Below are 13834 nucleotides of genomic sequence, written 5' to 3' on the forward strand. Positions count from 1 at the left end.
TTAATAAAAAATTTAGCTGTTTTTTCTAATAAATTCATTTAAATCGGCATAAAAAATACGAGCGCTTTCTTTATAGCCTTGTAGAGTTTGATGTACGAGATCTGGACGAGCTAGCCCTCGTTGACGCCACTGTTTAATGACAAACTTACCGCCCATCGCCACTTGCCAATCCCAAAATAATGTTTTTTCAGATTTGGCAACTTGTTTCTGAATATTTATTATTTTAGTAAAAGATAGAGGCATATCTGTTTCATTTGCCATTGTGTCTGGTGGTGTCATTATCAAAATTGCCGCATTAGGTAATGTTTTACGAATCAGCCTAATATTATTCACTAAATTATCTCGATATTGATTCACATCTAATGTTTCATCAAAGCTTTCATTCGTCCCGTATTCAAGAATGACTAAATCACTTTTTGATACACCTAGTTCTTTAAGCCAATTTTGTCCCCACTTTTGCCAAATTGCTTGCTTAGCACCATTAGTAGCAATCGATGAAACAATAACTCCAGGTTGTTGATAGTGAGTTAACCAAATTCCACCAAGCTCAAGATCTTTTTGACCTTTTATAACTAAAGGTAATTTAGATACAACCGTTGAAGTTTGCCAAATATTTGGTTTGGGCATATAACTTAAATCAAGTTTATTATTATTTACATCATAAAGCGTTAGTGAATTTGAATTGTTTTTAAGCATCTTAAAAGTTAGCTTAACTTGCCAAGTTTGATTATTTAATGCTCGAGGTATAATTTGGATAGTAGATGAATCTTTATTGGGCTTAGCTATAAAACCGCCCATAGGAAAATCTAAATTATTTAACGTTCGGCTACTTAACACCTCCCAATTATTAGATTTCCACGTCACTGCAGTATGGTTTTGCCCTTTTATAGCAACAGGCGTTATCCAACCAATACCTGCGTTACCATACTTTTGTTGCATTAGTGCTCTAAATTCACCAGTAAAAAAGTCGGCTGCTGAATGAGAATCACCAAATTGGGTAATATTAATCACTTGATTAGCTTTTTTGTTATTCGCTAACAATTTTAAACGTTTAGCAAATTGTTTAGCATTAGGATCACCAAAATCAACAACAGCAGATACGCTAGACGTTTTACTTTCAGCAATACTACACCCAACAGTAATGGTTATGGCAATTACAGCTGTAATATATTTTAAAAATTTAATCACTATGGGGATCCTCTAATTCTTTATAGATTATTTTTTCCATAATGGTCTTTGCCAGAATTTTTTGGCCTGTTGGAGTAAAATGAACCCCATCATCAACCCTTACTTTAATTTTTGTTTTACCGGTTTCGATAAAATTACTGAATTTTTCGTACGTACAACCTAATAATTCATTTGTTGTTAAAAAGTGTTGTTGAACTTTTTCTATTTCAGACTTATATAAGTTATTTAAGTAAACCATGCCCTCGTTTAATTTTGCTTTGCGCATACAAGGGGCAGCAAGCCAAAGCACTTGAACATTATGTTCTATAGCGCTATTTAAGATAGATTCAATACGCAAACGATACTGCTCTTCCCACAATTCAGATTTGAATTTAGCATATTTTGTATATCCCTTAACTGGGAAATCCCAAGGATCATTTGCGCCAAGAAAAACAACAAGTAATTTAATAGAAGGGTCGGCAATTAGATTATCATTAATTGTTTTTGACCAATCAAAAGCGCTCGGATAAGCAAGCCCAGTGCTTTGTTTACTCAAATTAAGGCTTTCTATTTTATACTGCTTAAACAACATTTTTTTAACATATGGTGCAACGCCTTGCATTAAAGAATCACCAGCAAAAAACACTTTATCGTTACTCGTTAATACAATAGGTAGTGGTTCATGGGGTAACTCAATATCTACTTGTGTAGTTTTAGGTTTATCTCGCAATACAAGCTCGGGAGCAGGTTTGTTTTGCTCAATAATTTCTAAATGTGTTTTTAAATCGGCGTCTAATTTACCATTTGCAATACTACCTTGTTGCTCACTTTTTACGTTTATTTCTGTTTCTGTATTTACTTTTTGTACCGCTTCAAGCTCATTATGTTGTTGTACATTTTGAAACTGAGGAGAGTTTAATTTTGAGTCTTCATTTTCAATGATAGGCAACATAACATCAACTTGTTGAACATTTGACTCGTCATTTTTGCTTTCTTCAAGCACTTGAGTAGATGTTTCTTGAACGAAAAACGTATCACTATCAAATAAATCGAGATGATATGCTTGCTGGCAATAAATCAATATGGATTTGTAATAAAGTGCCATTAGTGCTATTGCAGTAACAAATAATGTTATCCATATATAACAGACAGATAAATGTTTAATAACAAGAGCAGAATGGGGATTTGTCTTTTTATTTTTTTGAGGATCCTTTTTAAGCGCAATTTTATTCCGCGATTTATGACGTTGTCTTTTCAAATTCGATTTTGTTTTTTTGTTATTTTTTGAAAACGATTTTTTATATATCATCATAATTAGAAATTAGCATAAATAAAGTTTGGCATACCTGATGGTGCAATATAAATAACCATCCATAAAATAAAAATAAAAACAAAAGGCAAAAAAATAAGAGGTATTTGAGTTAGTTGTATAATAAACCATTGAGTGAAATTTTTACACATTGGATAGACAAAATAGATAAAACAAATAACGAGAAAATCCCCTGCATAAAGTGGTTGTATCGAAAAGTTATGCACTAATGCGGTCAAATAATCCAAAGCATCGGGCAAACTTTCACAATAAAAAAAGAGCCATGTAAAACAAACATAATGCCATGTTAGTAATCGTGCCACCGTTGGCGAACGTCGTGTTACCCAATCTTTACCTAAATAACGATCACCAATATGAAGTGCTACGATACCAATACCATGACATGCACCCCAAATAATAAAATTAATCCCTGCACCATGCCATAATCCCGATAATAACATGGCAAGCATGACATTAATTTGCGTTTGCACAAACCCTAGACGATTTCCACCAAGAGGAATATAAATATAGTCACGAATCCAACGTGACAAGCTAATATGCCAGCGCCCCCAAAAGTCTCTTAAATTCAGTGCTAAATATGGTAAATTGAAATTAATTGGCAAACGAAATCCTAGCAATAAAGCAATACCTGTAACTAAATCAGTATAGCCAGAAAAATTCAAATAAATCTGCATTGCGTAACCATAAAGCCCAACAAGCAAATCAATCACACTAAATTCTAATGGATTGGCAAAAATTGGTTTAACCCAATATTCGCTAATTAAACCACCTACACAGTAAACCTTAATAACAGCCAAAATAAGCAATGTAAATGCACGAAACGGTTCCAAAATTTCGCGAGGTTGGGCAACATTGATTTGCGGCATAAAGTCTTTAGCACGGTTAATCGGGCCTGCAATAATACTTGGGAAAAATGACAAAAATAGAGCAAAGTCCCAAAATTTAGCAACCGGTAACTCTTTTTTCTTTACCGAAATTAAATAACTTACCGAATGGAAAGTATAAAATGAGATGCCAATAGGGATTAATAAAGTGATAGCAGGCAATAAAATAGGAAAATTTAATAAATTAAACAAATATTGCAGCTCATAACGGAAAAAATCAAAATATTTAAACAACGCAAGATTAATAATTGATGCACATAACCCTAAAACGAGCCATCGTTTTGCATGATGTTCCGATGCCGCAATCAACAACGAAAACAAATAAATCACACAAGTATAAATAAAAAGGATAAGCGCAAATTGCCAGCTATAACTACCAACAATAAGGTAACTCGATACTAAAAGTAGTCCATTTTGGATTTTAGGCGATAAACGGCATCCCCAATATAGGGCAAAAAAAGCGATAAAAAGTAAACCAAATTCAATAGATAAATAACTCACGGTCATCCTTTTTTACTTAAACGTATGCCTGAAAATAAAAACACACCTTGCCTTATATTACTTCATTTTTACTTAATCAACTAATTCGGATTGAGCAAGAACATTACAAATAATGAGTTCTTTATTCAATCCAGTAATTGTTAACAGCTGGTTTCTTGCTTGTAACCATAAATTATAAAGCTCAGAAAGCCTCTCATTACTATTAGTTGCAAGTAATCGAACTAATGGTACTTGATCACGATTAACGATAAAACGCCCTACTTTTTGCTTCGCTTTAAGTGCATCACTTAATAATGCACAAAACCAAATAATGCGTTCAATAAAATCTTCGTTATCAAAAGTTTTAGCCAACTGCCAATAATTATTTTGCGGTACAACTTCTAATAAATGTTCACAAAACGCTTTTCGTTGTTGCCACTTTTCTGGCATTAATAGTGCAGCTGCTTTTAGTGGTGCATTTTCGCTTAATAATAATGCAGAGGCAAGTTCATTATCGCTGTATTGTTGGCTATATTGTTTTTTTAACCATTCAATAGATTGTTCCAATTTAGGAACAGGCAAACAATAAGAAAAACAACGGCTATGAATTGTTGGCAATAATTGGCTATTATGTTCATCGCTTAAAATAAAATATGTCTTTTGGGGTGGTTCTTCTAACGTTTTAAGCAAGGCGTTAGCAGCAGCTTCTGTCATTAAAGCCGCATGTTTAATCCAAAGAACTTTATTACCACCTTGTTGGGATTTTTCGTAAACTTTGCTGGATATATTACGGATTTGATCAATACCTATTGACTGCTTACCTTGTTCATTAGTTATTACATAATAATCAGGATGATGGTGAGACAAAAACAGTTGGCAGCTATGACATTTTAAGCACGGTTCTAATTGCTGTGAACATTGGCATAATAAACGGCTTGCAAGTTTTGAAACAAATTGGTCTTCACCACTACCTTGAACATAATTAATTAACAAAGCATGATGAGCGCGCTTATGTACAATTCCTGATGCTAATTGCTGATAAGGTAACGAAAGCCAAGGATAGTCATTTAAGATCATTGAATATTAAACCTGTTTTGTTAGCCATTTTGTTAAAATTTGTTCAATTTGCTTAGTCACATCGTCAATTGATTTTTCAGCATCAATAGTTATAACTGTTTTGTCTTGCTTAGCAATTTCTAAATAGCGTTGACGAATTCGTTCAAAAAATGGCAATGATTGTTGCTCAATACGATCGAGTTCACCACGCGTTCTTGCACGCATCAAACCAATTTCAGGATCGATATCCAAATATAAAGTAAGATCAGGTTTAAAGTTACCCAATACTTGTTCTTTTAATGTCGCCATAAAGTTTTTATCTAACTGACGCCCACCACCTTGATAAGCCTGTGTTGATAAATCATGACGATCACCAATAACCCATTTACCAGCCTCAAGTGCTGGTTTTATGACATTATCAATCAGTTGAATACGCGCTGCATATAGCATTAACAATTCGGCTTTATCAGTCAAAGGTTCTTTGTTTAAACCATTTTTAATCATATGACGTAATGCTTCAGCAATCGGTGTTCCACCCGGCTCTCGGGTAAATTGCAAATCGTCAATATTGTGTTGATTCAAAATGCGTGCAACGGTGTTAATAGCTGTTGTTTTACCAGCCCCTTCAAGTCCTTCGATGACAATAAATTTACCTGTCATGCTTAGTTCCTATTATTTATTATGATACTTTTAAATATAACCAACACAGGAGAACTTTTCCCACTAAATTGCATTATTGTACACTAATTTTTATTTTTAGGGATTACTATCCTAAATTTATCAATGTGTTATTCTTTATCTATCGATTCTAAATTACCTGTAACACTCATTTTCGATTGCTCAATAAGTTGTTTTAATGTTTTATTGTCGTTCTCATATTCACTAACAACAATTGGAACAAATTCAACTAATGCTGTAGAGGGATCGATATCAAACATGTCAATATCCGAAGTAAATTGACGCTTAATGAATGAGTAAATAGCTAAAATTGGGCGGTTAATAAAATTAATATCTACATTACGTAATGTTCTCTCAACAATTACATATAAACTATCACCTCGACGATCTTTAACGGAAGAATAACGTGAAGATAAATTAACTAAATTCTGCTGTTCCGTGCGTGTCGCAATGAGTTGGGCATACTGTTCAACATGCATATCTACTTTAAAACCAATATTCAAATCAATACGAAAAACCTTATATGGAACTAACACTTCAATTTCATATTCGAATTGATATGGCTCATCCATGCGGTTGATCGATATAAACCAATAAGTATCTGCACGTTTTGGTTTTCGTTCGAATAGTGAGTAAGTAATTTTACTTTCAACCGCATGAGCACTTTGGGCGCGTGTTAAATAAAACAGATGTGTCGCTATTTTTTCAATACTTTTATCATGACTGACAGCAATAATTTTAGCCAAATATTCATCATCCAGTTTATCAAACGAGTTATGTTCACGCTTTAAATTTCTCCCGGTTATCCACGCATACATAATAATAAAAATAAAACCAGCTATAAGAATCGAGGCGAAACCACCGTGGAAGAATTTTTGAATATTTGCGATAAAAAAGCCACCTTCAATCAACATAAAAAAGAGGGTTAACGGGATACTATACCAAAGTGGTTTATTATTCTTCATAAAATAGAAAAACAATAAGACTGTCGTCATCAACATACTCAAAGTAATCGCTAGGCCATAAGCTGCCTCTAAATTAGTTGATGAACGAAAACCAAGTACCATCGTAATACAAAGTGCACACAAAATATAATTAATTGAACGAATATAAACTTGTCCTTTAATTAAGGTAGGATACTGAACGTGAACATATGGCCACAGATCTAATGACATCGCTTCGCTAATGATAGTAAATGATCCACTAATTAACGCCTGACATGCAATAAAGGCTGCACAAGTTGACATAATAATACCAATTAATCTAAACCATTCAGGCATTATCATAAAAAATGGATTGATATCAGCATTAATTAAGTGAGGATTATAAATAACCCAGGCCGCTTGGCCTAGATAATTAATAATTAAACAAAATTTTACATAGCCCCATGAAATACGAATATTTTTGAGCCCACAATGTCCTAAATCAGAATAGAGCGCCTCAGCACCTGTAGTACACATAAAAATAGCACCTAAAATAACTAATGCATCTGGTGCTTCAATAATAAATTTAATTGCATAAATAGGATTAAAAGCAGCTAAAACATCACAATGCGGTAATAATCGATATAGCCCTAATAAGCAAAGAATGGTAAACCAAATTGCCATACTAACACCAAAGTATCTTCCCAATGCGCCAGTCCCTAAAGGCTGAATAACAAACAAGGTAAGAATCAAAAACAGCGTGATCGGGATAATAGGTATATGAGGGTAAATAACATTTAACCCTTCAATCGCCGTAATAATAGTAATTGCTGGAGTAATGGCGCTATCTGCAAGTAACGCCGCAGCGCCAATAATAGCAATAACAAATGTCCATTTATAACGCCGACGAATTAAAGCATATAAAGATAAAATGCCACCTTCACCTTTATTATCTGCACGTAATGTAATAATGACATATTTCAAAGTGGTTTGAATAGTCAATGTCCAAATCACACACGATACTGCCCCCAAAATATAAAATGGATTAGCCCACTGATTATCAGGTAATCCGTGAATAATAGACTTTAAAACGTAAAGAGGAGAAGTACCAATATCACCATATACAATGCCAATAGCACTGATAATACCAACAATTCCAACTGGGATTTTATGATTTGAGTTGTTCATTTTAGTATGACTTAAAATTATTCTCAATAAAGCTCAGAATGATACTGCTAATCAAAATAATATACATAAAGTTTTTTGATAATTTACATTTAATTATCAATTACAGTGAAATTAGCAAAATTGCTCAAAACTTTTCTTTTTCATTCTATTTAACAACAATTGTTCATGAATAAATTAAAATCGTCAAAATATATTTATATAATATAAATCTTATAAAATTCTATAAGATACCTTACTCAATATTAAGCGTCCTTTTTATTTGATTATCTATTTAATTACTTATTGCCTAAATATAGCTTCATTAAAATATGACGCATTTTTTGCATAGCATTACGGTATTAAAGGCTATATTATAACTTACTTTAAACTAACGACATAAAATAGATTAACGCTTATAATAACCAAATGAACAATAACCCCACCAAACAATAACTAGCATAAAATGTAATACAACCTAGAGAAATTTATGAATCAACAAAATAACAATCATCGCCTTGATGCTGTTCAAACCGATGTAAAACGTCCCTTTATAATTACTATTATGCACAAATTAGTTCCTTTTTCCATGATTTGGCTAAGTTTAATTTTAATGTATGGTGTAGTGTGTATGCACACAAATACCGTTGGGCAAGATGAGTTTTACCGTTTTATTTTCTTTTTGCATAGTCCTTTTGTTGTCGTGCTTAATTGTATTGTGTTATTGGTTAGTGTTTTCCATACGATAACTTGGTTTAATTTAGTCTCTAAAACGATTCCTAGTGCAATGTTCAATAAAAAATCTAACAGATTATTACTGACTGTAGGGCTATGGACAGTTATGCTAACTGTATCGATTTTTTTATTTTTACTTGTATTGAAATAAGTGGTATTGCATCAATGAAAAATGAACAAATTCAAACAAAAAACACAGATGGAAAAGTAATAAAAAGTTTGTTTACACTTGGCGGAACATGGGCTGCTATGTTTTCACCTATTGTGCTAATCATTATGACATTTATGATTTCTTTTGGTGATGTAGCAACACGTTCTCATATTCTAAAAATAGCCAATACTGAAATGGGGAAATTGTTTTTATTTTCGATGATTTCATTACCTATCTGGTGTGGATTACAACAAATTTTAACGCTTTTGCACGAGCGTAAAATCTATCCAAAACGCGAAAAGTTACTGACTTTTGGCTTAGCATTAGCATGGACAATACATGCTATTTATATATTGTTTATTCGGGTATAGCTGGCATTTTTAGTTATAGGAATATAAAAAGCGTCATAAACAAAATAACGCTTTTTATATTTTCAAAAACTAATAATATGTGAGTTCGCGGGTAATATTAGTTTGTTTATTCTCTTGATTATTTTTAACTTTACTTGCCATAAGCCAATCATTTTTTTCATTAAAAGTTAAAAATTTAGTTAAATAATGTGAAACTTCTTTTCCTGATGATAAGTAAGAAGATTCAATGGTAGTTAATCGATGACGATCGTTATCATATTGATACGAAAAATCACTTTCGTTTGTCATATTGTTACTAAATTGGTACGACACTTTAGCAAGCTGTTGCTCTCGATATCCAAAGGTATAACTTGAAGACCCTTTTTGATCTGTACCTGTGTATTTACCGTTCTCATCAATCTCTTTTAGTTGCCATTGTACATTTTTATTAATGAGGCAATGATTATTGTCATACACATAATTATCCATTTCAATAAAAACAAAATCGACAGCTTTTTTGGTTTGTAGTGAAAAGACAATTTTGCCTTGTTCATCGGTATTAAATTGGATAATGCTATTGGTTTTGTCTTCTATATCTTCAATGATATTTTCCCAGCCCGATTTATTTTTTTGTAGATGTTCAGAATAAACTCGGATATTTTTATCGGAATAAAGATCATAATTGCTTTGCGTAATAAGACCATTGGGATCATATTCTAATGAGTGCTTAGCGGTCGTACCATTGGCATCACTACCCAATTGAGTCGTTGAAGTTCTAATCTCTTGTTTAATGCCTTTTACTGGCGAATCAATATAATCCAAAATTTGAAAAATATAGTTATTTGCTTCAACTATATTTTGAGCTGGGTTTTCGCTACAAGTTAACGCTAGCGCATTTATCGACATCAGTGATAAACAAGGTGTTAATAAAAAAGGTAGTATTCGTTTTTGCATAATCGACCTGCTAAATAGATTAATATATTGATTTATTGGCAATGATTTGTCATATAAATCATTGCTAAAATACGGATTTAGATATTTATTTTTTACGCATTAACAGCGCATCGCCCCAATTGACCTTTTTATCTGGCTCCTTATTTTTCTGTTGATGTTGTTGAGTATCATCGCTATGAGCAAATTTTGCTGTAGTTTCTACTTTTTCAGCTTCAATCTTTTCCTGATGTATCAAGATTTTACTTTGTTTACGAGGTCGTTTGTCTAAAAATGAAAGTAACGCCTTGGTGTATTCTTCTTCTGGAGAGTAGAAAACCTTTTCACGCGTACCTTGCTCAACAATTCGGCCTTCTTTCATTACAACTACTTGATGACACATTGCATAAACCAACGCTAAATCATGACTAATAAACAAATAACTAAGCTGATACTTTTCTTGCAATGACTTTAACAAATGAATAATCTGTTTTTGAATGGTATGATCTAACGATGAAGTTGGCTCATCTAAAATCAATAATTCTGGTTGTAAAATTAAAGCTCGGGCAATGGCTATACGCTGACGCTGACCACCCGAAAATTCAGTAGGATTGCGATAACGCATTTCAGGATCAAGACCAACTTCTTGCATAATATCAATTAAGGCCTTTTCACGCTCAGTTTTGCTTAGTTTTTTGTGTGTCATTAACCCTTCACAAATAATCTGCTCGACATTAAAGCGTGGGTTAAGTGATGAGAACGGATCTTGGAACACAACTTGAATACGGCTTCGAAATGGTAATAGTTTTTTGCCAGTTAGGTTTTGTATAGAATGGCTATCAAATACAATGTTACCTTGTGATTTAATCAAGCGTAAAATGGCTAGTGCAGCGGTCGTTTTTCCCGATCCTGATTCACCAACAATCCCAACAGTTTCACCTTGGTGCACAGTAAAACCAATATTATTAACTATTTGTTTTTTTTGACTACTAAATAAACGTTTTTTGGCAATAACCTCAACGCTCAGGTGATTTACATTAAGCAGTATTCCAGGAGTATCAGGCAAAGGTACCGGATCACCATTTGGCTGTGAATTTAATAGTGTTTGCGTATATTTATGTTCTGGACGTAAAAAGATACGCTGCTTATTATTATATTCAACAATTTCGCCTTTTTGCATAACAGCTACTTTATCGGCCAATTTTTTAACAATGGTAAGATTATGCGAAATAAATAGCATGCTCATATTCAGTTCGTTTTTTAACTCTTTTAATAACTGAATAATTTGAGCTTGAACTGACACATCTAAAGCGGTGGTTGGTTCATCTGCTATTAATAACTTTGGGTGGGTTAAAATTGCCATAGCAATCATAACTCGCTGCCTTTCGCCACCTGATAACTGGTGGGGATAAGCCGATAATTTACTTTTTGGCTCTTTAATTCCCACACGATCAAGATATTGCAAAATCTCACAACGCGCATCGTTGTGGCGCATACCACGATGTAACGCCAGAACCTCATAAAGTTGTTTTTCAACCGTATGTAGAGGGTTTAATGACACCATCGGCTCTTGGAATATCATGCTAATTTGATTACCGCGTACTTTACGAAGAGCTTTGTCTGGCGCATGCAACAAAGAGATTTCTTCAAACAAAATATCGCCAGTAGGATAAACCACTTGCTCTTGACCTAACAAACGTAAGATAGACAGCGCGGTAACACTTTTTCCAGAACCTGATTCACCAACAAGAGCCAATGTTTCTTGCCCATGAATATCAAAACTAACATGATTCACGACTTGTGATATAGTTTGCGCACCACATTTAAAAGCGATACTTAAATCCTGAACGGATAATAAAGGAGAACTCATCGATACGCTCCTTTGCTTGGATCGAATGCATCCCTTACTGCCTCACCAATAAAAATAAGTAAAGAAAGTAACGTAGCTATAATTAAAAATGAACTAATACCAAGCCAAGGAGCTTGTAAATTATTTTTACCTTGCAGCAATAATCGACCAAGAGATGGTGAATCAATCGGCAAGCCAAAACCTAAAAAATCCAACGAAGTTATCGTCGTAATAGCGCCACAAAGGATAAACGGTAAAAAGGTTAATGTTGCCACTATCGCATTAGGTAAGATGTGTCTAAACATAATGCTACTATCACTAATCCCCATTGCTTTAGCTGCTCGGATATAATCAAAATTGCGAGTCCGTAAAAACTCGGTACGCACAACATTGGCTAGCCCCATCCAACCAAATAAAACAGTAATACCCAACAACCACCAAAAATTAAGTGGCAAAATGCTGGCTAATAAAATAATCACAAATAAACCCGGTAAACCAGACCAGATTTCAATAAATCGCTGCCCTATCAGGTCTACTGCTCCACCATAATAACCTTGGATTGCACCGATGCTGACACCAATAAATGAAGTAAACAACGTCAAAAAAATAGCAAAAAACATCGAAATACGAAAACCATATAAGATATTAGCCAGTACATCGAAACCCGCATCAGTTGTACCTAACCAATGCGATGTTGAAGGCGGAGTAGGGAAAGTATTTTGCGTATCATAGATTAGCGTACTATAACTGTAGCGAAACGGCGGCCATAAAATCCAGCCATTCGCTTCTATTTTATTTTGCACGGCAGGATCAAGATAATTGGTTTGCGTTTCTAATTTCCCTCCAAACTCCATTTCTGGATAAAAATGAAAAATTGGTGAATAGTAATTATCCTGATATTTAATAAAAATGGGCCTATCGTTAACAATAAAATCAGCAAATAAGCTAATCACAAAAAAGATCGAAAATAACCAAAGTGAATAATAACCACGACGATTATGTTTAAATCGTTGCCAGCGTTGTTGATTAAAAGAATAATGAGTGGTCATCAGTTTCTAGCCTCAAAGTCAATGCGTGGGTCTATCATCATGTAAGATAAATCAGACAGCAGTTTTGTGATGAGTCCAACTAATGTAAAAATATAAAGCGTCCCAAAAATCACAGGGTAATCACGTTGAATAATTGCCTCATAGCCCAATAAGCCAAGCCCATTAAGAGAAAATATGATCTCAATTAGTAACGAACCGGTAAATAAAATACCCACAAAAGCAGCAGGAAATCCCGATACAATCAGTAACGTTGCATTGCGAAAAACATGCTTATACATAATTTGCCTTTCGCTCAACCCTTTCGCTCGTGCAGTGATTACATACTGCTTGCGGATTTCATCTAAAAACGAGTTCTTTGTCAACATTGTCAAGGAAGCAAAACCACTAATTGACATAGTAATAGTCGGTAAGCACATGTGCCATGCGTAGTCTTTTACCTTGCCCCAAAAGTCAAGTTGATCAAAATTATTCGAAATAAGCCCGCGAAGTGGAAAAACATCCCAATAACTACCACCGGCAAACAATACAATTAACAACACTGCTAATAAAAAAGGTGGTATGGCATAACCAATAATAATTAAGGTACTTGACCAAAAATCAAATGCTGAACCATCTTTCACCGCTTTGCGAATACCTAAAGGAATTGAGATTAGATAGACAATTAACGTACTCCATAATCCCAATGAAATTGAAACAGGTAAACTTTTGACTATCAATCCTAATACCGATTCACTTTTAAAAAAACTGTTACCAAAATCAAATAATATGTATTTCTTTAGCGTTTCGATATAACGTTCAAATATTGGTTTATCAAAGCCGTATTGTTTTTCGATCATCGAGATAACCTGTGGATCAAGCCCACGTGATCCACGATAGTTTGACTCATTTTTATATTGATGTACTGATGTAGACGTACCATCATTCCCCGGCAATAGCCCTTGCCCTGCTTGCGGTCCATTTTCAATCATAGCAAGCGCCTGATCGACCGGTCCACCTGGCGCCACTTGCACAATAAAAAAGTTGATTGTTAAAATCACAAATAATGTTGGAATAATCAGTAACAATCGACGAATAAAGTAATTTAGCAT

General features: G+C 33.9%; 11 protein-coding genes and 1 pseudogene. 2 read left to right on the forward strand and 10 right to left on the reverse strand.

What is annotated here, in order from left to right:
* Positions 1-12: 12 nt before the first annotated feature.
* The 6 genes from ACYIAJ_RS04110 to ACYIAJ_RS04135 form a co-directional block, all read right to left on the reverse strand.
* Positions 13-1188, reverse strand: a complete 1176-nt coding sequence (locus tag ACYIAJ_RS04110; protein ID WP_483558626.1) for an SGNH/GDSL hydrolase family protein — start codon at positions 1186-1188, stop codon at positions 13-15.
* Positions 1181-2476 carry an SGNH/GDSL hydrolase family protein gene (locus ACYIAJ_RS04115; protein ID WP_483558628.1) on the reverse strand — a complete coding sequence of 432 codons (1296 nt, stop codon included), beginning with the start codon at positions 2474-2476 and terminating at the stop codon, positions 1181-1183. Before ACYIAJ_RS04115 ends, ACYIAJ_RS04110 begins: the two co-directional genes overlap by 8 nt.
* 5 nt (positions 2477-2481) lie before the next feature.
* Positions 2482-3882, reverse strand: a complete 1401-nt coding sequence (locus tag ACYIAJ_RS04120) for an MBOAT family O-acyltransferase (RefSeq protein ID WP_483564371.1) — start codon at positions 3880-3882, stop codon at positions 2482-2484.
* 72 nt (positions 3883-3954) lie between these two features.
* Complete coding sequence (gene holB / locus ACYIAJ_RS04125) at positions 3955-4938, reverse strand: DNA polymerase III subunit delta' (protein WP_483564372.1); 984 nt, start codon at positions 4936-4938, stop codon at positions 3955-3957.
* A 6-nt stretch (positions 4939-4944) separates the two neighbouring features.
* The gene (tmk, locus tag ACYIAJ_RS04130; RefSeq protein ID WP_483564373.1) at positions 4945-5577 is read right to left on the reverse strand and encodes a dTMP kinase; all 633 of its coding nucleotides are present in this window, start codon (positions 5575-5577) and stop codon (positions 4945-4947) included.
* Positions 5578-5705: 128 nt separating this feature from the next.
* A complete protein-coding gene (locus ACYIAJ_RS04135) occupies positions 5706-7706 on the reverse strand; it encodes a KUP/HAK/KT family potassium transporter (protein WP_483564374.1) in 2001 nt (666 codons plus the stop codon).
* A 466-nt stretch (positions 7707-8172) separates the two neighbouring features.
* On the opposite strand from ACYIAJ_RS04135, the gene ACYIAJ_RS04140 reads away from it, so the two are divergent.
* Both ACYIAJ_RS04140 and frdD read left to right on the forward strand, forming a co-directional pair.
* On the forward strand, positions 8173-8568 hold the full coding sequence (locus ACYIAJ_RS04140; RefSeq protein WP_483564375.1) for a hypothetical protein: 396 nt from the start codon (positions 8173-8175) through the stop codon (positions 8566-8568).
* A 14-nt stretch (positions 8569-8582) separates the two neighbouring features.
* Positions 8583-8939 carry a fumarate reductase subunit FrdD gene (gene frdD, locus ACYIAJ_RS04145; RefSeq protein WP_483564376.1) on the forward strand — a complete coding sequence of 119 codons (357 nt, stop codon included), beginning with the start codon at positions 8583-8585 and terminating at the stop codon, positions 8937-8939.
* Between the two features lie 69 nt (positions 8940-9008).
* Here the strand turns inward: frdD and ACYIAJ_RS04150 are convergent, their stop codons facing one another.
* The 4 genes and pseudogenes from ACYIAJ_RS04150 to ACYIAJ_RS04165 form a co-directional block, all read right to left on the reverse strand.
* Complete coding sequence (locus ACYIAJ_RS04150) at positions 9009-9872, reverse strand: hypothetical protein (protein WP_483564377.1); 864 nt, start codon at positions 9870-9872, stop codon at positions 9009-9011.
* Positions 9873-10143: 271 nt separating this feature from the next.
* Positions 10144-11718: pseudogene (gene yejF, locus ACYIAJ_RS04155) on the reverse strand (microcin C ABC transporter ATP-binding protein YejF); the annotation flags it as partial.
* Positions 11715-12746 (reverse strand): ABC transporter permease, encoded by a 1032-nt coding sequence (locus ACYIAJ_RS04160; protein ID WP_483564378.1) that lies wholly within the window; start codon positions 12744-12746, stop codon positions 11715-11717. The gene ACYIAJ_RS04160 and the pseudogene yejF, both read right to left, overlap by 4 nt.
* Entirely contained in the window at positions 12746-13834 is a 1089-nt protein-coding gene (locus ACYIAJ_RS04165; RefSeq protein WP_483564379.1) for a microcin C ABC transporter permease YejB, read from the reverse strand. The genes ACYIAJ_RS04160 and ACYIAJ_RS04165 overlap by 1 nt, the downstream gene beginning before the upstream one ends.

Source organism: Gilliamella sp. X-46 (assembly GCF_057063525.1).

What these genes read in the sequence shown, in the direction of transcription:
- ACYIAJ_RS04140 (WP_483564375.1), top strand. Translation starts at nt 8,173, where the DNA reads ATGAATCAACAAAATAACAATCATCGCCTTGATGCTGTTCAAACCGAT.
- ACYIAJ_RS04160 (WP_483564378.1), bottom strand. Translation starts at nt 12,746, where the DNA reads ATGACCACTCATTATTCTTTTAATCAACAACGCTGGCAACGATTTAAA.
- ACYIAJ_RS04115 (WP_483558628.1), bottom strand. Translation starts at nt 2,476, where the DNA reads ATGATATATAAAAAATCGTTTTCAAAAAATAACAAAAAAACAAAATCG.
- ACYIAJ_RS04135 (WP_483564374.1), bottom strand. Translation starts at nt 7,706, where the DNA reads ATGAACAACTCAAATCATAAAATCCCAGTTGGAATTGTTGGTATTATC.
- tmk (WP_483564373.1), bottom strand. Translation starts at nt 5,577, where the DNA reads ATGACAGGTAAATTTATTGTCATCGAAGGACTTGAAGGGGCTGGTAAA.
- holB (WP_483564372.1), bottom strand. Translation starts at nt 4,938, where the DNA reads ATGATCTTAAATGACTATCCTTGGCTTTCGTTACCTTATCAGCAATTA.
- ACYIAJ_RS04165 (WP_483564379.1), bottom strand. Translation starts at nt 13,834, where the DNA reads ATGCTAAATTACTTTATTCGTCGATTGTTACTGATTATTCCAACATTA.
- ACYIAJ_RS04150 (WP_483564377.1), bottom strand. Translation starts at nt 9,872, where the DNA reads ATGCAAAAACGAATACTACCTTTTTTATTAACACCTTGTTTATCACTG.
- frdD (WP_483564376.1), top strand. Translation starts at nt 8,583, where the DNA reads ATGAAAAATGAACAAATTCAAACAAAAAACACAGATGGAAAAGTAATA.